General features: G+C 74.7%; 20 protein-coding genes. 2 read left to right on the plus strand and 18 right to left on the minus strand.

Going from position 1 to position 24,000, the window contains the following annotated elements; all coding sequences use genetic code 11:
* Positions 1 to 156: 156 nt before the first annotated feature.
* From lepB to ECOMGDLI_RS13900, 18 genes are all read right to left on the minus strand, one after another.
* A complete protein-coding gene (gene lepB, locus ECOMGDLI_RS13815) occupies positions 157 to 969 on the minus strand; it encodes a signal peptidase I (protein ID WP_088317422.1) in 813 nt (270 codons plus the stop codon).
* Between the two features lie 106 nt (positions 970 to 1,075).
* The gene (rplS, locus tag ECOMGDLI_RS13820) at positions 1,076 to 1,435 is read right to left on the minus strand and encodes a 50S ribosomal protein L19 (RefSeq protein WP_088317407.1); all 360 of its coding nucleotides are present in this window, start codon (positions 1,433 to 1,435) and stop codon (positions 1,076 to 1,078) included.
* Positions 1,436 to 1,596: 161 nt separating this feature from the next.
* Positions 1,597 to 2,442 (minus strand): tRNA (guanosine(37)-N1)-methyltransferase TrmD, encoded by an 846-nt coding sequence (gene trmD / locus ECOMGDLI_RS13825; RefSeq protein ID WP_088317408.1) that lies wholly within the window; start codon positions 2,440 to 2,442, stop codon positions 1,597 to 1,599.
* 3 nt (positions 2,443 to 2,445) lie between these two features.
* Complete coding sequence (rimM, locus tag ECOMGDLI_RS13830) at positions 2,446 to 2,985, minus strand: ribosome maturation factor RimM (protein WP_088317409.1); 540 nt, start codon at positions 2,983 to 2,985, stop codon at positions 2,446 to 2,448.
* Positions 2,986 to 3,119: 134 nt separating this feature from the next.
* The gene (locus ECOMGDLI_RS13835) at positions 3,120 to 3,362 is read right to left on the minus strand and encodes an RNA-binding protein (protein ID WP_088282579.1); all 243 of its coding nucleotides are present in this window, start codon (positions 3,360 to 3,362) and stop codon (positions 3,120 to 3,122) included.
* Between the two features lie 2 nt (positions 3,363 to 3,364).
* Positions 3,365 to 3,898, minus strand: a complete 534-nt coding sequence (gene rpsP, locus ECOMGDLI_RS13840; RefSeq protein ID WP_088317410.1) for a 30S ribosomal protein S16 — start codon at positions 3,896 to 3,898, stop codon at positions 3,365 to 3,367.
* Positions 3,899 to 4,086: 188 nt separating this feature from the next.
* Positions 4,087 to 5,430, minus strand: a complete 1,344-nt coding sequence (locus tag ECOMGDLI_RS13845) for a phosphotransferase (protein ID WP_088317411.1) — start codon at positions 5,428 to 5,430, stop codon at positions 4,087 to 4,089.
* Between the two features lie 28 nt (positions 5,431 to 5,458).
* Entirely contained in the window at positions 5,459 to 6,553 is a 1,095-nt protein-coding gene (locus ECOMGDLI_RS13850) for an amidohydrolase family protein (protein WP_088317412.1), read from the minus strand.
* Positions 6,554 to 6,766: 213 nt separating this feature from the next.
* Positions 6,767 to 8,386 carry a signal recognition particle protein gene (ffh, locus tag ECOMGDLI_RS13855; RefSeq protein ID WP_088317413.1) on the minus strand — a complete coding sequence of 540 codons (1,620 nt, stop codon included), beginning with the start codon at positions 8,384 to 8,386 and terminating at the stop codon, positions 6,767 to 6,769.
* A gap of 155 nt (positions 8,387 to 8,541) precedes the next feature.
* A complete protein-coding gene (locus ECOMGDLI_RS13860) occupies positions 8,542 to 11,073 on the minus strand; it encodes a [protein-PII] uridylyltransferase (RefSeq protein ID WP_233153451.1) in 2,532 nt (843 codons plus the stop codon).
* A 138-nt stretch (positions 11,074 to 11,211) separates the two neighbouring features.
* Positions 11,212 to 11,550, minus strand: a complete 339-nt coding sequence (locus tag ECOMGDLI_RS13865; protein ID WP_088282569.1) for a P-II family nitrogen regulator — start codon at positions 11,548 to 11,550, stop codon at positions 11,212 to 11,214.
* Positions 11,547 to 12,872 (minus strand): ammonium transporter, encoded by a 1,326-nt coding sequence (locus ECOMGDLI_RS13870; protein ID WP_088317414.1) that lies wholly within the window; start codon positions 12,870 to 12,872, stop codon positions 11,547 to 11,549. The genes ECOMGDLI_RS13865 and ECOMGDLI_RS13870 overlap by 4 nt, the downstream gene beginning before the upstream one ends.
* A gap of 263 nt (positions 12,873 to 13,135) precedes the next feature.
* On the minus strand, positions 13,136 to 13,939 hold the full coding sequence (locus tag ECOMGDLI_RS13875; RefSeq protein WP_088317415.1) for a polyphosphate polymerase domain-containing protein: 804 nt from the start codon (positions 13,937 to 13,939) through the stop codon (positions 13,136 to 13,138).
* Complete coding sequence (locus ECOMGDLI_RS13880; RefSeq protein WP_088317416.1) at positions 13,936 to 14,961, minus strand: DUF4956 domain-containing protein; 1,026 nt, start codon at positions 14,959 to 14,961, stop codon at positions 13,936 to 13,938. Before ECOMGDLI_RS13880 ends, ECOMGDLI_RS13875 begins: the two co-directional genes overlap by 4 nt.
* Positions 14,962 to 15,167: 206 nt before the next feature.
* Positions 15,168 to 16,367 (minus strand): signal recognition particle-docking protein FtsY, encoded by a 1,200-nt coding sequence (gene ftsY / locus ECOMGDLI_RS13885; protein ID WP_088317417.1) that lies wholly within the window; start codon positions 16,365 to 16,367, stop codon positions 15,168 to 15,170.
* A 61-nt stretch (positions 16,368 to 16,428) separates the two neighbouring features.
* Complete coding sequence (locus ECOMGDLI_RS13890; protein WP_088317418.1) at positions 16,429 to 16,794, minus strand: hypothetical protein; 366 nt, start codon at positions 16,792 to 16,794, stop codon at positions 16,429 to 16,431.
* 227 nt (positions 16,795 to 17,021) lie between these two features.
* Positions 17,022 to 20,585: a chromosome segregation protein SMC gene (smc, locus tag ECOMGDLI_RS13895; protein WP_088317419.1), complete on the minus strand. Its 3,564-nt coding sequence runs from the start codon at positions 20,583 to 20,585 to the stop codon at positions 17,022 to 17,024.
* A gap of 205 nt (positions 20,586 to 20,790) precedes the next feature.
* The gene (locus ECOMGDLI_RS13900; protein WP_369812748.1) at positions 20,791 to 21,147 is read right to left on the minus strand and encodes an acylphosphatase; all 357 of its coding nucleotides are present in this window, start codon (positions 21,145 to 21,147) and stop codon (positions 20,791 to 20,793) included.
* Between the two features lie 240 nt (positions 21,148 to 21,387).
* Here ECOMGDLI_RS13900 and ECOMGDLI_RS13905 point away from each other — a divergent pair, with 240 nt between their 5' ends.
* Together ECOMGDLI_RS13905 and cydB are read left to right on the plus strand one after the other, a co-directional pair.
* Positions 21,388 to 22,824 (plus strand): cytochrome ubiquinol oxidase subunit I, encoded by a 1,437-nt coding sequence (locus tag ECOMGDLI_RS13905; RefSeq protein ID WP_088317420.1) that lies wholly within the window; start codon positions 21,388 to 21,390, stop codon positions 22,822 to 22,824.
* Between the two features lie 33 nt (positions 22,825 to 22,857).
* The gene (cydB, locus tag ECOMGDLI_RS13910) at positions 22,858 to 23,901 is read left to right on the plus strand and encodes a cytochrome d ubiquinol oxidase subunit II (RefSeq protein WP_088317421.1); all 1,044 of its coding nucleotides are present in this window, start codon (positions 22,858 to 22,860) and stop codon (positions 23,899 to 23,901) included.
* The last annotated feature ends 99 nt before the right edge of the window (positions 23,902 to 24,000 follow it).

Raw genomic sequence — 24,000 nt, forward strand, 5'->3', positions numbered from 1 at the left:
GGTACACCGGGGCGGCGTCCGGCGCCCCGTCGGGGGCGAGCAGCCCGTAGGGGTCCTTGTACTCCTTCGGCTCCTCGTCGCCGCCGTGCGCGGCGTGCCGGGCCTGCGGCTTGCGGACGTCGCGCTGCGGCCTGCCCCCGGGGCCGGGGCCGGCCCTCACGGGGTTCCCGCGGCGGTCGCCGGGGGTGCCGGGACGGTCGGGGCGGCCGCACCGGACGTCGCCCGCGGGACGCCGCCGACCCGGTCGAACGGCCACCACACCGCGACGACACGGCCGACGACGTGGTCGACGGGGACGGTGCCGCCGCCGGGGTCGCCGAGGTGGGAGCGGGAGTCGCCGGACTCGCTGCGGTGGTCCCCGAGGACGAACAGCCGCCCGGCCGGGACCCGGATGTCGAACGGCACGTCGCTCGGGACGTCGCCCGCGGCGACGTACGGCTCGTCGAGCGCCGTCCCGTTGACGCTGACCCGGCCGGCCGCGTCGCAGCAGACGACCCGGTCGCCGGGCAGGCCGACGACGCGCTTGACGTAGTCGGACTCCCCGACCGGGGCGCCGAGCGCGGCGGCGACCGCACGCCCGGCGGCGGCGACCGGCGAGGACGCCGGCGGGGCGGCGGGCTCGAAGACGCCGCGGCCGTCGAAGACGACGACGTCGCCGCGCTGCACCGTGCCGACGACGGCGCCGAGCCGGGAGACGACGACCCGGTCGCCGGGCTCGAGGAGCGGCTCCATGGACGTGCTGGGGATGACGAACGACTGGACGAGCAGCACGCGCACCAGGGCGATGCTCACCGCGACGGCGAGCGCCCAGCCGAGGACGCGCAGGGCGGGCCCGACCGGGCCGTCGGCATGCTCGTCGGCGTCCTCGTCGTCGTTCTGGTCGGCGCGGCCACCCTCGGCCCACGACGACGGACGGCCGGCGCGGGGGCCGGCGACCAGAGGGTCGTCGGCCACCACGTCGGCCGTCATGTCGCTCCGGGACGCGTCCCGGGAGGCGATGCGCCTCGTCCGGTCGGCATCCACGTCGACGAGCCTACGTCACCACCCTGCGGGCAGGGGAGGCGTGGCGTGTCGCTCAGCGGGTGGGAAGCGCGTCCCGCTTCTCCTTGATCTTCGCGGCCTTGCCACGCAGCGCACGCAGGTAGTAGAGCTTCGCGCGACGGACGTCACCGCGGGTCACGACCTCGATGTGGTCGATGATCGGCGAGTGGACCGGGAAGGTCCGCTCGACACCGACGCCGAAGCTGACCTTACGGACGGTGAACGTCTCGCGGACGCCGCCGCCCGAGCGCCGGATGACGACGCCCTGGAAGACCTGGATGCGGGAGCGGCTGCCCTCGACGACCTTGACGTGAACCTTGAGCGTGTCGCCGGCGCGGAAGGCCGGGACGTCGGTCCGCAGCGATGCCGAGTCGAGTGCGTCCAGAAGATGCATGGTGTGTCGCTCTCCCGCAGGTGCCACAGGTCATCCGCGCAGGTCGTGGTGGCGGCGGTCGCCGCGCTCGGGTGTTCTCGGTGCGCCGTCCCCTTGCGGGGCCCGGTTCGTGGCACGACGCCCCCCTGTGGCAGGGCGCGGCCGACCGGCGGCACAGCAGATCAGTCTGCCACAGCGACGGCGCGGGCCAGAAATCGGCGGTCGTCACGGCCGGGCTCCCCCGCACCGTCCCGCTCGACGACGGACCAGCCCTCCTCGGCGAGGACGGCGAGGTCGTGCCGGTCGAGCGTGCCGACGTCGAGCCCGGCGATCAGGTCCGGCCGGCGGCGAGCGGTCCGGCGCAGCCGCTCGTCCCGCCGCCAGCGGGCGATCCGGCCGTGGTGGCCGGACATGAGGACGGCGGGCACCTCGCGGCCCCGCCACGTCGCCGGCTTCGTGTAGACGGGGTACTCGAGGAGGCCGTCCTCGTGGCTCTCCTCGACGAGGCTCTCGGCGTTGCCGACGACACCGGGCAGCAGCCGGGCGACCGCCTCGACGATCGCGAGGACGGCGACCTCCCCGCCGTTGAGCACGTAGTCGCCGAGGCTGACGAGCCGGACGTCGAACCGCTCGGCGGCGTCCTCGACGACCCGCTCGTCGATGCCCTCGTAGCGGCCGCAGGCGAAGACGAGGTGGTCCCGCGTCGCGAGCTCACGGGCCAGCGGCTGGCTGAACCGCTCGCCGGACGGCGTCGGCACGAGGAGCACGGGCCGCTCCCCCGGTCCCGACGACGACGGCCCGGCGGCGAGGACGGCGTCCAGCGCCTCGCCCCACGGCTCCGGCTTCATGACCATCCCCGCACCGCCGCCGGCCGGGGTGTCGTCGACGGTGCGGTGCCGGTCGTGCGTGGCCTCGCGCAGGTCGTGGACGACGACGTCGAGGATCCCGGCCTGCCGGGCCTTGCCGATGAGCGAGAGCCCGAGCGGCTCGAGGTACTCGGGGAAGATCGTCACGACGTCGACGCGCACGGCTCAGGCCCCGTCGTCCCCGTCGTCGAGCAGCCCCCGGGGGGCGTCGACGACGACGAAGCCGCCCTTGACGTCGACCGTCGGGACGAGCGCGGTGACGAACGGCACGTAGCGCGTGGCGCCGTCCGGGCGGCGCACGACGAGGAGGTCCTGCGCCGGGCCGTGCTCGAGCGAGACGACCGTGGCGAGCTCGGTGCCCGCCGGGTCGAGGACGCGCAGGCCGACGAGCTGGTGGGTGTACCAGGCGTCGTCCTCACCGGTCTCGTCGGGCACCTCGGCCTCGAGCAGCACGTTGCGCAGCGCCTCGGCCGCGGTCCGGTCGTGGACCTGCTCGAAGGTGAGGAGCAAGGTGCCGTTGTGGTCGCGGACGGTCTCGACCGTGAGGGTCTTCGGCAGGCCACGGGCGGCCGGCCCCTTCGGCGGGACGACGACGAGGTCGGCGCCGGGGTAGAAGCGGTCGTCCGGGGTGTCGGTCCGCAGCTCGACGGTCACCTCGCCCCGGATGCCGTGGGCGCGCCCGATCCGGGCGACGACGAGTCGCACTGCTCCTCCTGCTCCTGCTCGCTGCTGGTCCTGATGCCGGTCCTGATGCTGTTCGTGATGCTGACTCGGATGCGCGACGACCCCGCACCGCGTGTGCGGTACGGGGTCGTCGCGTCGTGCGGTTGCGCGTGACCTCAGCGGCCGCGGTCCACGTCGACGACGTCGACCCGGATCGGCTTGCCGTCGGCGAGCGCCTTGACGACGGTCCGCAGCGCGGTCGCCGTCCGGCCCGCCCGGCCGATGACGCGGCCGAGGTCCTCGGGGTGCACCCGGACCTCGAGCAGCGTGCCGCGGCGCAGCGGCTTGCTCCGGACCTGGACGTCGTCGGGGTTGCCGACGATGCCGCGGACGAGGTGCTCGAGCGCCTCGCTCAGCACGGTCAGCCCTCGGCCGGGGTGGCGTCCGCCGCGGCCTCGGTCTGGGCCGACGTCTCCTCGGCCACGGGGGCCTCGGCGGCGGGGGCCTCAGCAGCCGGGGCCTCGGCCGCGGGGGCCTCGGGCTCGGCAGCGGCGGCGGCCTTCTTGGCCGGCTTCTTCTTCGGCGTGGTCGCGCCGTCCTTGGCGGTCTCGCCCATGGACTCCTTGGCGGCGGCCTCGAAGACGGCCTTCTTGTCGGCCTTCGGCGCGGCGACGCGCAGGGTGCCCTCGGAGCCCGGGAGCCCCTTGAACAGCTGCCAGTCACCGGTGATCTTGAGGATCGCCTCGACCTGCTCGGTCGGCTGCGCGCCGACCTTCAGCCAGTACTGCGCCCGCTCCCGGTCGACCTCGATGAACGAGGGGTCCTCGGTCGGGTGGTACTTGCCGATCTCCTCGATCGCGCGACCGTCACGCTTGACGCGCGAGTCGGCGACGACGATGCGGTAGTACGGCGCCCGGATCTTGCCGAGACGCTTGAGACGGATCTTGACGGCCACGGGTGTGGTCACTCCTGCTTCTGTGGGGGTGAGCCGCGTCTGCACCGGGTGGGGACCGGGTGCGCCGGCGAGCTCGAGGACACGTCCGAGAGCGGTGAGAGGGTCCGCGGACAGACGGGTACGGTCGTCCATTCTGCCAGAGGTCGGGCGGTGCCCCGGACCACGGTCCGCCGCAGGCCGGGAGCGCCTCAGACCCCGGCGGCGAGCAGCCCGCGCAGCGCCGTCGGCTGTCCTCGCTCGTGCTCCCAGCGGACCATCGGCTCCGAGGACGCGCAGATCGTCTCGTACGCGAGCGCCTGGACCACCCAGGCCGCCGGCAGCGCGGCGTCCACCGCCGCCGCGACGTCGGCCCCGGGACGCCCGAACCCCTCGGCGAGCGCCCGGGCGTACGCCTCGACGACCGGCACCCGGCCCGCGGGGTCGGCGCGCATCCCGGCGACCGGCACGAGGTCGAGCCCGACGACGCCGTGCGCGGCGTCGGTCCAGTCGATGGCGACCTCCTCGCCGTCCGCCCAGCCGGGGCGACGGGCGACGTTCCACGGGTGGTAGTCGCCGTGCACGAGCACCGGCGGCAGCCCCGACGACCCGAGCGCGCGCAACCGGTCCTGCCAGGGCCGGACGACGGCGCGCAGCCGGGCCCGCTCGTCGGCGTCGAGCATCCCGAGCCCGGCGCCGTCCTCGACGACCCGGGCGAGCCCGGCGGCGAGACCCTCCGGCGACCGGTCGTCGAGCCGGCCGCGGTCGCGCAGCCCGGCCAGGTGCGGCGCGGTCGCGACCTGGAGGCGGGCGAGCCCGGCGCCGAGCCGCTCGCGCTCACCGGGCAGGACGTCGTCCGGCACCGGGCCGGCGTCGGTCGTGAGCATCCGGGCGCCGGCGGGGCCGTCGTCCCGGGACGCCAGCACGTGCGGCACCTGCGGGGGCGGGGTGCCGCCCGTCGTCCCCCGCGCACGGGCGTCCGCGAGCGCCGGCACGAGGGCGGGCTCCCGGGCGAAGTACCCCGGGACCGCCTTGAGCCACAGCACGCCCGTCGCGGTCGTGACCTCGGCGACCGCGCTGATGGACCCGACGACGACCGGCCGCAGCGCCGCCGTCCGGGGCGCCCGGCCGGCCGCCGCGAGCACGTCGTCGACCCAGGAGGTCGCCTCGTCCCACCAGCCGCGGCGCATCCACGGCACCCGGCGCGCGTCGACCGCCGCGTGCCCCGCGTCCTCGTCGAGGACGGCGCGGACGGCGTCCCGGACCGGGCCGGGCAGCCCGGACGACGGCGCGGGCACCCAGGCGGCGCCGTCCGCGACCCGCTCGCTCCGGGCGACGGCGACGCTGACCCGGCCGGCGGCGGTGACCCGGACGGGCCCGTACGGCCACGCGCCGTCCGTGCAGAGCGCGGCGGCCGCGGCGAGCAGGTCGCCCCAGTCCGGGTACTGCGCGTCGTCCGCGACCGTGGGCACGGCGTCGAGCACGAGCGGACGCTCCGGGTGCAGCACGAGGAGCAGGTCCGCCGTCGGACCGGTCGCACCGGGGCTGCCGCTCACGTCCTGACCGTCGCAGGGCGCACGGTGCTCAGGCCACCGGTTTCCCGCGGAGCACGACCCGCGCCGGGTGCGCGAGCACGCCGACGTCCTCCCGCGGGTCGGCGGCGTAGACGACGAGGTCGGCCTGCGCGCCCTCCTCGAGCCCGGGGCGGCCGAGCCAGGACCGGGCGCCCCAGCAGGCGGCGTCGAGCGCGGCGGTCGGCGGCAGCCCGGCGCGGACGAGCTCGGCGACCTCGTGGGCCAGCAGCCCGTGCCCGACCGAGCCGCCGGCGTCCGTGCCGGCGAAGACCGGCACGCCCGCCTCGTACGCGAGCGCGACGGTGTCGTACCGGCGGGCGTGCAGGGCCCGCATGTGCTCGGCGTAGAGCGGGAACTTCTCCTCGCCCGCCGCCGCGAACTCGGGGAAGTTGGCGATGTTCACCAGGGTCGGGACGATCGCGACCCCGCGGGCCGCGGCGATGCCCGCCATGACGTCGCTCATCCCGGTCGCGTGCTCGATGCAGTCGATCCCGGCCTCGACGAGGTCGGGCAGGCAGTCCTCGCCGAAGCAGTGCGCCGTGACCCGGGCGCCCTCGGCGTGCGCGGCCTCGATCGCGGCCTGGAGCGCCTCCCGCGGCCAGCACGGCGCGAGGTCGCCGGTCGCCCGGTCGATCCAGTCGCCGACCAGCTTGACCCAGCCGTCGCCGGCCTTCGCCTGCGCCGCGGCGTACGACGGCAGGTCCTCCGGCTCGATCTCGTGCCCGAGCCCGCGGATGTACCGCCGCGAGCGGGCGAGATGCCGGCCGGCCCGGACGACGACCGGCAGGTCCTCCCGCTCGTCGACCCAGCGGTAGTCGACCGGCGAGCCGCAGTCGCGCAGCAGCAGACTGCCGGCGTCCCGGTCGGCGGTGGCGAACCGCTCGACCGTCGCGTCGTCGACGCCGCCGTCGGCGTCGATCCCGATGTGGCAGTGCGCGTCGACGAGTCCGGGCAGCACCCAGCCCTCGAGGTCGACGGTGCGACCGGCGCCCTGGGCCGCAGGCGGCTCGTAGGTCAGCCGCCCGCCGACGACCCAGGCCTCGGGCCGCTCCTCGTCGGGCGCGACCAGGACATGACCTCGCAGATGGAGCACGTCGTCCGACATGGCCGTGGAACCTACCCGGGCCGTCCGGGCGACACGCCGTCGCGGCGGTGCACTGCTGGTCGTCGCCGGTGCGGGCGGGCCGCGCCCCCGCCGTGCACCCATGGGTGCATCACGACGGGGGTCCGGGCGCCCGCAACGATGCACCCATCGCTGCACGGACGGCTTCCGGGGCTGACGCGCCGGGGGCGGACCGCAGCCGGGCGCGGGCCGCCGTCAGCGCCCGAGGAACTTGTCGAACCCCGGGGGCAGCTCGAGGTTCGACGGTTCGGACGCCGCGGGCGCCGCTCCCCCGCCGAGCCCGAACGCGCTGCCCGGCGCACCGGCCGGCTGCTGCGGCCCGGAGAGCGCCCGCTGCGCGGCCTCGCGCTCCTGCTGGGCGCGCTTGGCCGGGTTGCCGGACTTCGCCTTGCCCTTGCGCGGCGGCGGCGCGGTCTTGCCGCGGGCCTTCTTGCCGCCGCCCATGCCCGGCAGGCCCGGCATCCCCGGCATGCCGCCCATGCCCTTGCGCATCTGGCGCATCATCTTCTGCGCGTCGGTGAACCGCTCGAGCAGCTGGTTGACGTCGCTCACCTGGACGCCGGAGCCGCGCGCGATGCGCAGCCGGCGGGAGCCGTTGAGGATCCGCGGCTGGCGGCGCTCCTGCGGCGTCATCGAGCGGATGATCGCCTCGACGCGGTCCATCTCCCGCTCGTCGAAGTTCTCGAGCTGCTCGCGGATCTCGCCCATGCCGGGCAGCATCCCGAGCATCTTCTTCAGCGAGCCCATGTTCTTCAGGGCGGCCATCTGCTGGAGGAAGTCGTCGAGGGTGAAGTCCTCGTCGGCGGCGAACTTCGCCGCCATCGCCTCGGCCTGGTCGTTGTCGAACGCCTTCTGCGCCTGCTCGATGAGGGTGAGGACGTCACCCATGTCGAGGATGCGCGAGGCCATCCGGTCGGGGTGGAAGAGCTCGAACTCCTCGAGCTTCTCCCCCGTCGAGGCGAACATGACCGGGCGGCCGGTGACGCCGACGACGGACAGCGCCGCACCACCGCGGGCGTCGCCGTCGAGCTTGGAGAGCACGACGCCGCTGAAGCCGACCCCGTCCCGGAAGGCGGTCGCCGTGGCGACGGCGTCCTGGCCGATCATCGCGTCGAGGACGAAGAGGATCTCGTCCGGCAGGACGGCGTCCCGGATGTCCGCGGCCTGCTGCATCATCTCGGCGTCGACGCCGAGCCGGCCGGCGGTGTCGACGACGACGACGTCGTACTGCTTGTCCGTGGCGTACCGGACGCCGTCGCGCGCCACGGCGACCGGGTCGGCCGGGCCCGCGGCCGGATTCGCCGCCTGGCCGGACGACGAGGCGCCCGGGTGCGGCGCGAAGACTGCGACGCCGGCCCGCTCGGCGACGACCTTGAGCTGGTCGACGGCGTTGGGGCGCTGCAGGTCGCACGCGACGAGGACGGGCGTGTGCCCCTGCTCCTTGAGCCAGCGGCCGAGCTTGCCGGCGAGCGTCGTCTTGCCCGCACCCTGCAGACCCGCGAGGAGGATCACGGTCGGCGGGTTCTTCGCGAACTCCAGCCGCCGGGTCTGGCCGCCGAGGACGGCGACGAGCTCGTCGTGGACGATCTGGACGACCTGCTGCGCCGGGTTGAGCGCCTGCGACACCTCGGCGCCGACGGCGCGCTCGCGCACCTTGCCGCAGAAGTCCTTGACGACGGGCAGGGCGACGTCCGCGTCGAGCAGGGCACGGCGGATCTCGCGGATCGTCGCGTCGACGTCGGCCTCGGTGAGGCGGCCCTTCCCGCGCAGGTTCTTGAACGTCGCGGAGAGGCGGTCGGACAGCGTGGCGAACACGAAAGGGCCTCGCAGGGTTCTTGGACGTCTTCGGGGGTGCGGGGACGGGAACGTCCCCGGTCCAGCCTAACCGGACGGCGGCCCCGACCTCCCGCGGCCGGGTCCCGACGGGCGGCGGGTGCGGCAGGTGCGGCGGGTGCGGCAGGTGCAGCGGGTCAGGACGCCTCGGGCATCGTCCCCGCGTCGACGAGCGCCGCGACGGCGGCCGCGACCCGGGACGGTGCGAGCATCCCGCCGCCGGGCTCGCCGACGTAGAGGACGTCGACCGCCTGGCCGGCGTGCGTCGCGACGTGCGCCGAGCGCAGGTCGACCCCGACGCCCGCGAGCGCCGTCCCGACCGCGTGCAGCAGCCCGGGCCGGTCGGCGGCCCGCACCTCGAGCACGGTCGCGTCGGCCGACGCCCCCGGGAGCAGGACGACCCGCGGCCGCTCGGCGGCCCGGCCGAGGGCCTTGTAGCCGGCGTCGCGCCGGTGCAGCGGTGCGAGGACGGACTGGTCGCCCTCGCCGAGCCGGCGCAGCGCCGTCTCCAGGGTCGCGGGCGTGGGCAGCTCGGAGGGGCCGGGGTCGACCCACCACGTGTCGACCGCGACGTCCGGGCCGTCCTCGGTCGTCGGGACGGTCCGCAGCAGCGCGGACTTCACGGTGAGCCGGAAGGCCGCGAGGGTGCCGGCGATGTCGGCCATGAGCCCGGGCCGGTCGACGGCGACGACGGTGACCGCGTGCAGCTCGTCGAGCCCGCTGATCGCGACCCGGGGCCGGCCGTCGGCGACGACGGAGGAGACGAGCGCGGCCTCGGCGTCGGTGATCGGCGCGGGGCCGGGCGGCTCCTCGCCGCGCAGCGCCGTCCGGGCCCGCTCGACGAGGTCGTCGACGAGCCGCTGCCGCCACGCCGACCAGGCGGCCGGCCCCGCGGCGAGCGCGTCGGCCTCGGTGAGCGCCCGGAGCATCGTGAGGATGTCGGCCCGGCCGTCGACCGCGGCGACGAGCGCCTCGACGGTGCGCGGGTCGTCCGGGTCGCGGCGGGTCGCGAGCTCGACGAGCGTGAGGTGCTCGCGCACGAGCCGCTCGACGATCTCGGCGTCGGGCCCGGTCACCCCCATCCGCCGGGCGGCCCGGAACGCCAGCGGCGCACCGACCAGGGAGTGGTCGAGCGCCCCCGGCAGCTTGCCGATGTCGTGCAGCAGCGTCGCGAGGACGAGCAGGTCGGGCCGGGAGACGTCCCGCAGGAAACGCGTCACCTCGACGCACGCCTCGACGCTGTGCCGGTCCACGGTGTGCCGGTGGACGGCGTTGCGCTGCGGCCGGTTGCGCACCCCCGCCCACTCCGGGACCCAGGCGGTCGTCAGCCCGGCGAGGTCGAGCGACTCCCAGACGCCGACGAGCGCGGAGCCGCCCGCGAGCATCTCGACGAGGGCGTCCCGGGCCGCCGACGGCCAGGGCTCCGGCAGCGGCGGGCAGTCCTTCGCGAGGTGCTCGACGGTGACCGGGGACAGCGGCAGCCCGGCCCGGACGGCGGTCGCCGCGGCCCGCAGCGGCAGGATCGCGTCCTCCTCGGGCCGCACGCCGACGCCGAGGACGATCTCGCCGTCGTGCTCGACGAGGCCGTGCCCGAGCGGGCGCAGCCGGGGCCGGCGCGGGCCCGGGCGCAGCCGCCGGGTCGGCACGGCCTGCCGGGCCCGGCGCACCGTCGTGTCGACGGCGTGCGCGATCGTCCGGCCGGCCTGGGAGGTCGCGGCGAGCAGGTCGTCGGCGTCCTGGAGCCCGCACGCGACCGCGACGGCGTCCTGCTCGGCGAGCAGCAGCCGCTCGACGGAGCGCCCGGTCACCGCGTGCAGCGCGTCGCGGACGTCGAGCAGCGTCTCGTGCGCGGCGTCCACCGCGCCGTGCGGCCGGTCGGTCACCCAGCTCGCGGCGAGGGCGCGGAGCACGGTGACGTCGCGCAGCCCGCCGCGGGACTCCTTGAGGTCCGGCTCGAGCAGGTGCGGCAGGTCGCCGAAGCGCTGGCGGCGCTCCTTGAGGGACTCCAGCAGCTGGGGCAGCCGGCGGCGGATCCCGCCGCGCCAGTCCCCGAGCAGGGCCGCGCGGGTGCGGACGACGAGGCTCGCGTCGCCGGCGAGCGCGCGCAGGTCGAGCAGCCCGATCGCCGCCGACAGGTCGTTGCCGGCGACGTCACGGCACTGGGCGGGCGTGCGCACCGAGTGGTCCAGGCGCAGCCCGGCGTCCCACAGCGGGTACCAGAGGGCGTCGGCGAGGGCCGACACCTGGGCGGTCGACAGGCTGCGCCCGTCGTGCAGGAGGACGAGGTCGAGGTCGCTCACGGGGCCGGCGTCCCGGCGCGCGACGCTGCCGACGACGGCGAGCGCGACGCCCTCGGGGCCGGGCGCGATCTGCGTGCCGACGGCGACCGGGACGCCCTCGGGCGGGGTCGCGCTGATCCCGCCGGGCGGGGTGACCGGGTCGGGGCGGCCGGTGCGGCGGGTCGTGCCCGCGGCGGCACCGGTGACCCCGGGCAGCTGGGTGCCGAGGGCGTCGACCCAGGCGGTGGTCATCGCACGTTCGACGAGCCGGGTGAACGCCTCCCGGCGGACCGGGCCCGGGGCCGTGGAGCGGACGGCGAGGGCGAGGCGCTCGTTGCGGAGGTCGCGGGGTGCGGCACCTGCCGCGGAGGTCTGGCCGAGCGAGGTCATGCGCGGGAGTCCTCCGGTGTCGGTTCTGCACGGACAGCTCCGGTGCCGGGACCGGGCCCGCCCCCACGTGGGGAGCGGGCCCGGTCCTGCGCCCTGGACCGGGCGCGGCGGTGCGTCAGGAGTGGTGCCGGACGCTCGTCAGAGCGCGTCGACGCCGTGCTCCCCGGTGCGGACCCGGACGACGTCGTCGACCGGGGTCGTCCACACCTTGCCGTCGCCGATCCGGCCGGTCTGCGCGGCCTTGACGACGACCTCCACGACGTCCGCGGCGTCCGCGTCGTCGACGAGGACCTCCAGCCGGACCTTCGGGACGAGGTCGACGGTGTACTCCGCACCCCGGTAGACCTCGGTGTGGCCACGCTGGCGACCGTAGCCGCTCGCCTCGCTGACCGTCATGCCCTGGACACCGAAGGCCTCGAGAGCGGCCTTCACCTCGTCGAGCTTGTGAGGCTTGATGATCGCCGTGAGCAGCTTCATGCCGGCACCTCCTGGCTGGTGACGCTGACCGAACCGGACGTGGGCCGGAAGGTCCCCGTGCTGGACGACGCGAGGTCGTACGCCGACTCGGCGTGGGCGGCGAGGTCGATACCGGAGACCTCGTCCTCGGTGTCGATCCGGAAGCCGATCGTCTTCTGCAGGATGAGACCCAGGATGTAGGTCACCACGAAGCTGTAGACGAGGACCGCACCGGCCCCGACGGCCTGCTTGCCGAGCTGGCTCACGCCGCCGCCGAAGAACAGGCCGTCGACGCCCGCCGGGGCGTCCGCCGTGGCGAGGAAGCCGACGGCGAGGGTGCCCCAGATACCGCCGACGAGGTGCACGCCGACGACGTCGAGCGAGTCGTCGTAGCCGAGCTTGTACTTGAGGCCGACGGCGAAGGCGCAGACGACACCGGCGACGAGGCCGAGGAGGATCGCGCCGACCGGGTTCACGCTCGAGCAGGACGGCGTGATGGCGACCAGACCCGCGACGACGCCGGACGCGGCGCCGAGCGAGGTGGCGTGACCGTCACGCAGCTTCTCGGTGATGAGCCAGCCGAGCGCCGCGGCGCCCGTCGCGACCATCGTGTTGACCCAGGCGACCGCGGCGATGCCGTTGGCGCCGATGGCGGAGCCGGCGTTGAAGCCGAACCAGCCGAACCACAGCAGCCCCGCGCCGATCATGACGAGCGTCAGGTTGTGCGGACGCATCGGGTCCTTGCCGAAGCCGATCCGCTTGCCGAGGACGAGCGCGAGGGCGAGCCCGGCCGCACCGGCGTTGATGTGGACGGCGGTGCCACCGGCGAAGTCGATGGCGCCGAGGCGGTTGGCGATCCAGCCGCCGACGCTGTCCTCGCCGGCCGTCGCGCCGTCGAAGGCGAAGACCCAGTGCGCGACCGGGAAGTAGACGATCGTCGCCCAGATGCCGGAGAAGACCATCCACGTGCCGAACTTGGCCCGGTCCGCGATGGCGCCGGAGATGAGCGCCACGGTGATGATGGCGAAGACGGCCTGGAAGGCCACGAACGCCATCGCCGGAACGGTGAAGACGAGGTTCGAGTCGCCGAGCAGGCCCTTGAGGCCGATGAACTGCGTCGGGTCGCCGACGAGACCGGCGCCGAGGTCGTCACCGAAGGCGATCGAGTAGCCGTACAGGACCCAGAGCACGCTGATCAGAGCCAGAGCGCCGAAGCTCATCATCATCATGTTGAGGACACTCTTCGTGCGGACCATGCCGCCGTAGAAGAGAGCCAGACCGGGAGTCATGAGCAGGACGAGCGCTGCGCTCGCCAGGACCCATGCGGTATCTCCGGTATCCATCCGCACCCCTTGAGATGTCTGGCCGCGGGACGCTGTCGCCGCGGGCCGGGTGAAGGAACTCGACTGTGCCGCCGCGACGATGAGGCGGGCTTCGCGGAACAAGGTGTCGTCGGGGCGTTTCACCCGGAGGCGCGGAGTATTTCGAGCAGGTGACGCCCGCGGCCCGGTCGTGAACTCTGGGTTACGGGCCGTGCTCCGTCCCCCGTTCGCCACCGACCGTCACGCAGGAGCCGACCGTGTGACGCAGGGTGTCGTGCGTCGGGTCACACCGGGTCGACGCAGAAGTGCCGGCGCGCGAGCCGGCGCCAGGGTGACGCGGGCAGGCCGGGCTCGAGCATCGACAGCGTGACGCCGTACTTGCTCACCGACGTCGGGCGGACGCCGTGCCGCAGGAGCAGGAGGTCGGCCGGCGCGGGCCGCAGGCCGCCCTTGGTCTCGACGAGGACGTGGTGCGGGGAGATCCGCACGACCCGGCCGCGCAGGCTCGCGACGAGCCCGCCGTCGACCGTCACCCGGGTGCCGCCGTCGAGGTCGCACAGGGTCGCCCGGGCGTAGTCGATGCGGACGCCGGGCCGCAGCTCCCCGACCGGGACGGCGAGCGCCTCCGACGCGAGCCGGTCGGCGAGGAACCCGCGGCCGGACTGGGTGAACGTGCCGAACGCGGGCGCCGGCTGGGTGTGGGCCACCTTCACGGTCTGGCCGCGGTTGTCCTTCGTCTTCAGCTCGAGCCGGCACAGGCCGTCCTCGACGTAGAGCCGGGTGCGGACCTTCCAGCGCCGCCGCCGGCCCTGGACGTGCGCCCGGTAGGACTGGAAGCCGGGCAGGTCGAAGTACGTGCTCGCGTAGCTCGTGCTGACCCGGCCCTTGACCGACAGCACGTGGTGGCTGCCCGCGAGCTCGCCGACGAGCGTCTGCGCCACCTCGGCAGGCACGAGGTACTTGCGGTCGACCCGGGTCTGGAGCGCGGCGGCGGCGTCGACCTCGGCGAGCGTCGCGGTGCGCAGCCGCCACAGGTCCAGCACGGAGAGCACGCGGTCGCCCTGGGCCGTCTCGACGAGGACGGTCACCGCGGGTCGACCGGCCCGAGCAGCCGGGAGAGCCCCGGTGCCCCGGCGTGGCCGCGCACGTCGACCTCGCCGGTCGCGCCCAGCCTGCGGGCCCGCCGGCCGGGCTCCGGCTGCCGGGTGCGCGGCCGCCCCCACGGCGCGGACAGCAGGTCCTGCGGCGGTGGGAGCTGCAGCGGCAGCCGTGCGGCGGCGACCGTCGGGTCGACGTCGGCCGGGACGCCGTACGCGGCGTACTGCGCGTACTCCTCGTGGTGCTCGTAGGGCACGAACCCCTGCGGTGCGGCGGACGGCGGCAGGTCTTGGACCGGGGCGGGCTCGCCGGCCGGCACGGCGACGAGGACCCGGACCCGGGTCACCTCACGGACGTAGTCGACCTCGTCGAGGACGACGTCGAGCGCGTCGACGTCGAGCCGGGCCTCGACCTCGGCCCGGGCCGCGGCGACCGTCCCGAAGGCACCGTCGAGGACGACGTCGACCTTGCGGGTGCGGACGGCGGGAACGGCCGGCGCGACGGGCAGCGGCGCCGGCACGGCGTCCGGGGAGCCCTCGGCGGCGGACGCCCGGCCCGGCCGGTCGCCGACGACGGCGAGGACGACGAGCAGCGCGCAGGCGCCGAGGGTCAGCCACAGCGGCAGCCGGACGAGCCCGGTCACCAGGCCCAGCACGAGCGCCAGGAAGGTGTAGGCCATGTCGGGCGTCGTGAACGAGGCGCTGCGCAGCCGGATCAGCGAGAGCATCCCGAACAGGCCGAAGCCGGCACTCGTCGAGAACGCCTCACCGGTGATCGCGACGAGCGTCGCGAAGAGGCCGACGTTGAGGACGACGAGGGCGAAGGCCATCCCCCGGTCGGCACGGCGGTGCCGGTAGGCCACCCCGACGAGCAGGCCGACCGCCAGCAGGTCGATGACCAGGTGCACGAGCACCGCACCGGGCTCGGGCGCCGACGGGGTGCTCGTCGTCACCGCGGCCAGGGCCCCGGGGAACACGGACAGGGTGGTCGCCGGTGCCGCCACGCCCAGCATCGCCGCAGGTCCTCCTCGCGTCGGGGCGGCACCCGGGGCGCCGCTCGGGGCACATGGGAGCACCCTCGTTCATCTGCCGTCCACCGCCGCGAGAGCGGCCGTGCACGGGTTATCGCGACCTTAGGATGCCCTTGATCCACCCGCCGTGTGGGAACTCCGCGTGATTGACCGACTTCTCTGCGCTACGAGCGTGGCCGGCGGACCGCTCAGGAGAGCAGCGCGTCGACGAACGCCTCCGGCTCGAACGGCGCGAGGTCGTCGGCCCCCTCGCCGAGGCCGACGAGCTTCACCGGCACGCCGAGCGCCCGCTGGACCGCGACGACGATGCCGCCCTTCGCCGTCCCGTCGAGCTTGGTGAGCACGATGCCGGTGACGTCGACGACCTCGGAGAAGACCTTCGCCTGCTGCATGCCGTTCTGCCCGGTCGTCGCGTCGAGGACGAGCAGCACCTCGTCGACGGGGCCGTGCTTCTCGACGACGCGCTTGACCTTGCCGAGCTCGTCCATGAGGCCGACCTTGTTCTGCAGCCGGCCCGCGGTGTCGACGAGGACCACGTCCGCCTCGACCTCGATCCCGACCTTCACCGCGTCGAAGGCCACGGACGCCGGGTCCGCGCCGTCCCGGTCGCTGCGCACCGTGGGGACGCCGACCCGCTCGCCCCACGTGGAGAGCTGGTCGGCGGCCGCGGCCCGGAAGGTGTCGGCGGCGCCGAGCACGACGGTCTTGTCCTGGGCGACGAGCACCCGCGCGAGCTTGCCGACGGTCGTCGTCTTGCCGGTGCCGTTGACACCGACGACGAGGACGACGGCCGGCCGGCCGTCGTGCCGGGTCGTCGCGAGCGTGCGGTCCATCTCGGGGGCGACCGCGGCGAGCAGCTCCGCCCGGAGCATCGCCTTGAGCTCGGCGGGCTCGCGGGTGCCGAGCACGGTGACCCGCTCCCGGAGCCGGTCGACGAGCTCGGCCGTCGGGCCCGCGCCGACGTCGGCGAGAAGGAGGGTCTCCTCGACCTCCTCCCACGTCGCCTCGTCGAGACGCTCGCGGGAGAGCAGGGCGAGCAGCCCCTGGCCGAGGGCGCTGTTCGAGCGGGCGAGCCGGGCCCGCAGCCGGACGAGCCGGCCCTGCGCGGGCGCCGGCCGCTCGAACTCGGGCAGCTCGTCGCCGGTCAGCAGCTCGGCCGGGACCGGCTCCTGGACGAGGACCGGGCCTGCGGGCGTGCCGTCCGCGGCGTCCGGCGCGAGGGCGTCGCCCGACGGGCGGCCCTGCACGTCGGTGCCGTCCCCGCCCGACCCTGAGCCGGGTAGGGCGTCCGGGCGCCGGCGGCCCCGGACGAGCAGGGCCGACACCCCGGCGATGAGGACGACGGCGACGGCCGCGAGGGCGAGGAAGGTGTACTCGGCGGTTGTCACCGGACGATTCTGTCGTCATCCGGCCCCGGCCGCCGGACCGGGGTCACGAGCGGGCCGACGGTCAGCGCTTCGTGTTCTCCACGCGCTGCCGCTCGGCCGGCTCCTCGACCGGGGCCCCGGAGACGCGCGGGGTGCCCGGCGCGGGCGTCGCGGCGGCCGAGGCGACCTGGCGCGGCGGCCCGGCGACCGGCTGCGGCGCGGGTGCCGGCTGTGCGGGGGCGGGCTGCGCGGGCGCCTGCGCGACCGGGGCCTCGTCGCGGCTCGTGACCTTCTCGGTGACCTTGTCCTTGAAGGCGCCCGCCGTCCCCGCCGCCGCACCGGCCGCCCGGGCCGCCTTGCGGCGGGCCTCCTCGGCGAGCCGCTCCCCCTCCGGGGTGAGCAGCGGCGCCCCCTCACGCAGATGCGGAAGGGCGACGACGACGATCACGGCTACCGCGACACCGACACAGACAAGAAGTCCCACAAGCAGAGCAGTCACCCCCCTAGCCTGCCCCATACCTCGACAAGGTCGCCGACCGGGGCCCGCTACGCACCGCAACCTGTGACCGCATCGTTATCTGGACTTATGGTGCGCATAACAAGATCAGATGTCACTATTCGCGGTCGCGCAGGACGGGACCGGGCATACCGGCACCCGTCGGTGAGCGCGACGGGTCAGGCCGGCTGCTCCTCGCGCAGCCGCTGCGAGATCACCGTCGTCACGCCGTCCCCGCGCATCGTCACGCCGTAGAGCGCGTCCGCGACCTCCATCGTCCGCTTCTGGTGCGTGATGACGATGAGCTGGCTCGACTCGCGCAGCTCCTCGAAGATCGTGATGAGGCGGCCGAGGTTCGTGTCGTCGAGCGCGGCCTCGACCTCGTCCATGACGTAGAACGGGCTCGGCCGCGCCTTGAAGATCGCGACGAGCAGGGCCACGGCGGTGAGCGAGCGCTCGCCGCCGGACAGCAGCGACAGCCGCTTGACCTTCTTGCCCGGCGGGCGGGCCTCGACCTCGATGCCGGTGGTGAGCATGTCCGACGGGTCGGTGAGCACGAGCCGGCCGTCGCCGCCCGGGAAGAGCCGGGAGAACACGCCCTCGAACTCACGCGCGGTGTCGTGGTAGGCCTCGGTGAAGACCTGCTCGACCCGCTCGTCGACCTCCTTCACGATGTCGAGGAGGTCGCGCCGGCTCGCCTTGAGGTCCTCCAGCTGCTCGGTGAGGAACTTGTGCCGCTCCTCGAGCGCCGCGAACTCCTCCAGGGCCAGCGGGTTGACCGTGCCGAGCAGGGCGAGCGCCCGCTCCGCGGCCTTGAGCCGCTTCTCCTGCTGGGCCCGGTCGAACGGCGCGGGCAGCGGCGGCTCGGCGGGCTCGGGCTCGCCGGGGGCGAGCGGTGACGGCGGGACGGGCTGGTGCGGGCCGTACTCCTCGACGAGGATGTCGGCCTCGATGCCCAGCTCGTCGACCGCGCGCTGGCGCAGGTTCTCGATCCGGGCGCGCTGCTCGGCGCGGGCGACCTCGTCGCGGTGCACCGAGTCGAGCAGCCGGGACTGCTCCTCCGCGAGCCGGCCCACGTGCCCCCGGCACTGCTGCAGCTCGCGTTCGCGGGTGCGGCGCTCCTCGTCGGCCGCGAGCCGGAGCTGGTCGGCCCGGGTCAGCGAGGAGTCGAGCAGCCCGAGCGCGTACTCGGCCCCGGCGAGGACGGCGCGCGCGGTGACGGCCTGCTTGCGGCGGCGCTCCTCGCGGGCGACGGCCCGGGCCCGGGCCTCCCGCTCGGCGGCGGCGGCCTTGAGCAGCGAGTCGGCCCGGCCGGACAGCGCACGGGCGCGCTCCTCGCACGTGCGCAGCGCGAGCCGGGCCTCCATCTCGGCGGAGCGCGCGGCGGTCGCGGCGGCGGCGAGCCGGTCGCGGTCCTGCGTCGACGGCTCCTCGTCGTCCGTGCTCTCCTGCGCGACCTCGAGCCGCTCCTCGAGCTCGGCGAGCGCCTCCCGGTCGGCGGCGAGCGCCTCCTGCTTGGCGACGACGGCCTTGCGCTGGCGGTCGGCCTCGGCGCGCGCGGCCCGCGCGGTGGAGCCGAGGTGCCCGAGCTGCTCGGCGACGGCGGACAGCCGCGCGTCGGACTCGTGGAGCCGGTCGAGCGCCGCCTCGACGCGCTCGACGGCGGCGTCCCGGCGGGCCGTCGCCCCGGCGAGGGCGAACCGGGCCTGCTCGGCCCGGCGGACCGCGTCGGCGACCTTGTCCGCCGCCTCGTCGACGGCGGCCTGGACCTCGAGCAGGGACGGCGCGGACGCCGAGCCGCCCTGGAGCAGGCCGACCGTGACGACGTCACCGGCGAAGGTCACGGCGCTCGTGCCCGGGTGGGCGTCGACGAAGGCGCGCGCGACGTCGAGGTCGGGGACGACCGCGGTGTCGGCGAGCAACCGGTCGACGGCACCCTCGAGCGCGGCGGGCGTGTGGACGAGGTCGCGGACCCAGCGCGCCCCGGCGGGCAGCGCGGGGCGCTGACCCGGTGCGGGGCGCGGCGCACCCGCGACGAGGACGGCGGCCCGGCCGGCGTCGTCGTCCTTGAGCAGGCGCAGCGCGGCGTCGGCCCGGCCGGCGTCCTCGACGACGACGGCGTCCGCAGCGACGCCGAGCGCGGCCGCGACCGCGTTCTCGTAGCCGCTGTCGACCTGGAGCAGGGCGGCGACGGAGCCGAGCACGCCGGACAGGCGGTCGCTGGCCGCGAGCAGCGCCCCGGCGCCGTCCTTGCGCTGCAGGCCCAGCTCGAGGGCCTCCTTGCGGGCCGACCACGTCGCCCGGTCGCGCTCGGCGTCCCGGTCGGTCTGCTGGAGCTGCTCGACCTCGGCCTCGACCTCGGCGAGCGCCGCGGCGGCCGCCTCGTGCTCGGCGTCCAGCCCCTGCTCGCCGGCCTCGTGCCCGGCGACCTGGGACTCCAGCGCCGTGAACTCCTGCTGCGCGGCCTCGGCGCGCTCCTCGGCCTCGACGATCCCCGTCGTGAGCCGCTCGAGCTCCTCGTCGCCGGCCTCGACCCGGCTGCGCCGCGCGGCGACCTGGCCGGCGAGCCGGGCCAGCCCCTCGCGCCGGTCGGCGGCCGCGCGCTGGAGCGCGACGATCCGGCGCTCCTCGTCCCCCTCCGCCTTCTCGGCGTCGTGCCGCGCCTCGACGCACGTGTCGAGGACCTCGCGGGCGGCCGCGACCTCCTCGGCGAGCGCGTCCTCCTGCTCCTTGACGGCGCGGGCCTGGGCCTCGAGCTCCTCGGGGTCACGGCCGGGCTGGCGCTCGGGCTCGGCCTCGGCGAGCATCCGGAGCCGGTCGGCGGCGAGGCTGGCGGTGCCGCGGATCCGCTCGCGCAGGCTCGACAGCCGGTACCAGGTCTCCTGCGCGCGGGCCAGCCGCGGGGCCGCGGACGCCGCGGTCTCCTCGAGCTCGGCGAGCCGCTCACGGCCGGCGACGAGCTCGGCCTCGACCTCTTCCTTGCGCTGCCGCAGCGCGGTCTCGTCGGCGACCTCCGCCTCGAGCGTCGTGCTCAGCTGCACGAGGTCGTCGGCGAGGATCCGGGCCCGGGCGTCGCGCAGGTCCGCCTGGACGACCTGCGCCCGGCGGGCCACCTCGGCCTGCCGGCCGAGCGGCTTGAGCTGGCGGCGGATCTCGGCGGTGAGGTCGGAGACGCGCGTGAGGTTGGCCTGCATCGCGTCGAGCTTGCGGAGCGCCTTCTCCTTGCGCTTGCGGTGCTTGAGGACGCCCGCCGCCTCCTCGATGAAGGCGCGGCGGTCCTCGGGCGAGGCGTGGAGCACGGCGTCGAGCTGGCCCTGGCCGACGATGACGTGCATCTCCCGGCCGATGCCGGAGTCGGAGAGCAGCTCCTGGATGTCGAGCAGGCGGCACGGGCTGCCGTTGATCGCGTAGTCGCTGCCGCCGGAGCGGAACATCGTCCGCGAGATCGTCACCTCGGCGTAGTCGATCGGCAGGGCGCCGTCGGTGTTGTCGATCGTCAGCGCGACCTCGGCGCGGCCCAGCGGCGGGCGGCCGGAGGTGCCGGCGAAGATGACGTCCTCCATCTTGCCGCCGCGCAGGCTCTTGGCCCCCTGCTCGCCCATGACCCAGCTCAGGGCGTCCACGACGTTGGACTTGCCCGAGCCGTTCGGCCCGACGACGCACGTGATCCCCGGCTCGAACCGCAGGGTCGTCGCGGACGCGAAGGACTTGAAGCCCCTCAGGGTGAGGCTCTTCAGGTGCACGCGGAGTCTCCTCGACGACGGCTTGGTCTTGCGGTGCAGCGTCCCGACCGCGGTCCGGGCGGTCGGCGCGACGAGCGCCGGGGAAGGTGCTCGCCACCCTACAGGCCCGCCGATCGCCGTCCGGCCACATCACGACGGACGGCGCGCATGTCCGGTTCGAGACGGTCCGTCCCGTTCCCGCGCGGCGGGCCAGGGCGCGCCCGGGTCAGGCCTCGCGGAACCCCGTGAGGTCGCCCGCGGCGTCCCGCCAGTCGTGCTCGACGTCGAGCACGAGCCCGGGACGGCGGTACCAGGAGCGCGGCGCGCGCGGCGGCGGGTCCCGCGGGGGCTGCTCGGACAGCAGCTCGAGGAGCTTCTCGCAGGCCTGCCGCGGCCCCTCGGCGACGACCTCGACCCGGCCGTCGGCGAGGTTGGTGGCCGTCCCGACGAGCCCGAGCTCGAGGGCCCGCGAACGGGTCCACCAGCGGAACCCGACCCCCTGGACGGTGCCGGAGACGAAGGCCTCCAGCCGCACCCGCCCGGTCCGGACCCGCTCGTCGACCTGGCCCGGGGGCCGGCGCAGGGCACCCGCGAGGTGCGGGCCCGGCTTGGGCACCGGCGCACCCGGCGTGGCAGGTCGGTCCGTCATGAACACACGGTAACGAGTCGGCCCGCCCGGGACCCTGCTGGGTCACGATGTGGGTCAGATCGCTCAGGACGCCGATTCCTCAGGACTCAGGTCCCGAGGAGGCACCGGGTGCCACCCCTACTTTCGATCGTGGGCCGGCGGTCGCCGGCACCGTGACGCGTACCGGGAGCAGCTGTGAGCGCACTCGATCTGGCACGGTGGCAGTTCGGCATCACGACCGTCTACCACTTCATCTTCGTGCCCTTGACCATCGGCCTGTCAGCGATGACGGCCATGATGCAGACCGCCTGGTACCGCACCGGGGACGAGCGGTGGCTGCGTCTGACGAAGTACTTCGGCAAGCTGTTCCTCATCAACTTCGCCATCGGCGTCGTGACCGGCATCGTCCAGGAGTTCCAGTTCGGGATGAACTGGAGCGAGTACTCCCGGTTCGTCGGCGACGTCTTCGGTGCGCCGCTCGCGATGGAGGCGCTCCTCGCCTTCTTCCTGGAGTCGACCTTCCTCGGCCTGTGGATCTTCGGCTGGGACCGCCTGAGCAAGGGCGTCCACCTCGCGACGATCTGGGCCGCGGCGATCGGCGTGAACCTCTCCGCGTACTTCATCATCGCGGCGAACTCGTTCATGCAGCACCCGGTCGGCGTCAAGTACAACCCGGAGACCAAGCGCGCCGAGCTCGACAGCATCGTCGACGTCCTGACGAACCCGACGACGCTCGCGGCCTTCCCGCACACCGTCACCGCGGCCTTCCTCACGGCGGGCACGTTCGTCGCGGGCATCGCCGGCTGGCAGATGGTCCGCAACGCCAGGGCGGGCGACCTCGCGGGCGCCCAGCTGTACCGCCCGGCGATGCGCCTCGCGCTCGTCGTCATGGTCGTCTCGGCCGTCGGCGTCGCGCTCTCCGGCGACCAGCAGGCCAAGCTCATGTTCCAGCAGCAGCCGATGAAGATGGCCGCCGCCGAGGCGCTGTGCAGCACCGAGACCGGGGCCGGCTTCAGCATCTTCGCGGTCGGCGCGGTCGGCGCGGACAGCTGCGACGTCACCAACGTCTCCATCCCCGGCGGGACGTCGTTCCTCGCGACCGGCGACTTCAACGGCACCCTCAAGGGCGTCAACGACCTGCAGGCCGAGTACTCCGCGAAGTACGGCCCCGGCAACTACATCCCCTCGCTGCCGGTGACCTACTGGAACTTCCGGCTCATGATGGGCTTCGCGGCCTTCGCCGGCGTGCTGGCGCTCGCGGGCATCTGGTACACCCGCAAGGGCGGCGTCCCGACGGCGCCCTGGTTCGGCAAGCTCTCGCTCGTCGCGACGTTCACGATCTTCCTCGCGAACCTCACCGGCTGGATCTTCACCGAGATGGGCCGCCAGCCCTGGATCGTCGCCCCGAACCCGACCGGTGACGGCAACGTCCGGCTCACGACGGCCTCGGCGGTCTCGCCGTACGTCGACGTCCCGTCGGTCGCGCTCTCGCTGATCGTCTTCACCGGCCTCTACGGCGCCCTCGCGGTCGTCTGGTACGGCCTCATGAAGCGCTACGCCACCGCTGGTGCCCCCGAGGTCGAGACGAGCGAGTCCTCCGACGAGGACAAGCCCCTCGCCTTCGCCTACTGACCCGCGCCGCGAAACGAAGACCAGGAGTCTGACGTGGACATCGACACACTTCGCATCATCTGGTTCGGCCTCATCGCGGTGCTCTGGGTCGGGTACCTCGTGCTCGAGGGCTTCGACTTCGGCGTGGGGATGCTCCTGCCGATCCTCGGCAGGAGCGAGAACGACCGCCGCGTGATGATCAACACCATCGGCCCGGTGTGGGACGGCAACGAGGTCTGGGTCCTCACCGCCGGCGGCGCGACCTTCGCGGCGTTCCCGCTCTGGTACTCGACCCTCTTCTCCGCCTTCTACCTGCCGCTGCTGCTCATCCTCGTCGCGCTCATCCTGCGCGGCGTGGCCTTCGAGTACCGCGGCAAGATCGACGAGGACGGCTGGCGCGCCAAGTGGGACTGGGCGATCATCGTCGGCTCCTACCTGCCCTCGCTGCTGTGGGGCGTCGCGTTCGGCAACCTGCTCCACGGGGTCGACGTCGCGACCGTCCAGAAGGGCCCGTTCGCGGTGCTGCTCGCCGCGCTCAACCCGTACAGCCTGCTCTTCGGCGCCGTGACGCTCCTGCTGTTCCTGCTCCACGGTGCGCTGTTCCTCGGCCTCAAGACGACCGGTGACATCCAGCAGCGCGCCATGAAGCTCGCGGCGACGCTCTCGGTGCCGGTGCTCGCCGGCGGTGCGGTCTGGGCGATCTGGACCCAGCTCGCCTACGGCAAGACCTGGACCTGGGCGGTCGTGGCCGTCGCGGCCGTCGCCCTCGTCGGCGTCGTGCTCTCGGCCCGGGCCGGTAAGGAGGGCCAGGGCTTCGTGCTCACGAGCGTCGTCACGGTGATGGCGGTCGTCATGCTCTTCGGCTCGCTCTACCCGGCCGTGCTCCACATCAACGACGCGGCGGACCTGACGATCAGCAACGCCTCGTCGACGCAGAACACCCTGACGGTCATGACGTGGGTCGCGGTGATCATGACCCCGATCGTCCTGGTGTACCAGTCCTGGACCTACTGGGTCTTCCGCAGCCGGATCAGCGCCACGGACATCCCGGCGCCCACCGGCCTGAAGTGGACGACGAAGGTCAAGGCCGGTATCTGACGGCACCGGCGGCGGGTCGCGGGCACAGTGCCCCCGGCCCGCCGCCGAACCCGTTCCGGCGCAGTCGTTCCCGCTCCCCCGTACCACCCCGTCCCCGAC

It is taken from the genome of Kineosporia sp. R_H_3 (assembly GCF_002198675.1).
GTDB lineage: Bacteria > Actinomycetota > Actinomycetes > Actinomycetales > Kineosporiaceae > R-H-3.

Coding starts and splice junctions, on each gene's coding strand:
- lepB (WP_088317422.1), bottom strand. CDS start 969: ATGACGGCCGACGTGGTGGCCGACGACCCTCTGGTCGCCGGCCCCCGC.
- rplS (WP_088317407.1), bottom strand. CDS start 1,435: ATGCATCTTCTGGACGCACTCGACTCGGCATCGCTGCGGACCGACGTC.
- ECOMGDLI_RS13865 (WP_088282569.1), bottom strand. CDS start 11,550: ATGAAGCTGCTCACGGCGATCATCAAGCCTCACAAGCTCGACGAGGTG.
- ECOMGDLI_RS13880 (WP_088317416.1), bottom strand. CDS start 14,961: ATGCTGGGCGTGGCGGCACCGGCGACCACCCTGTCCGTGTTCCCCGGG.
- ECOMGDLI_RS13870 (WP_088317414.1), bottom strand. CDS start 12,872: ATGGATACCGGAGATACCGCATGGGTCCTGGCGAGCGCAGCGCTCGTC.
- ECOMGDLI_RS13860 (WP_233153451.1), bottom strand. CDS start 11,073: ATGACCTCGCTCGGCCAGACCTCCGCGGCAGGTGCCGCACCCCGCGAC.
- ECOMGDLI_RS13850 (WP_088317412.1), bottom strand. CDS start 6,553: ATGTCGGACGACGTGCTCCATCTGCGAGGTCATGTCCTGGTCGCGCCC.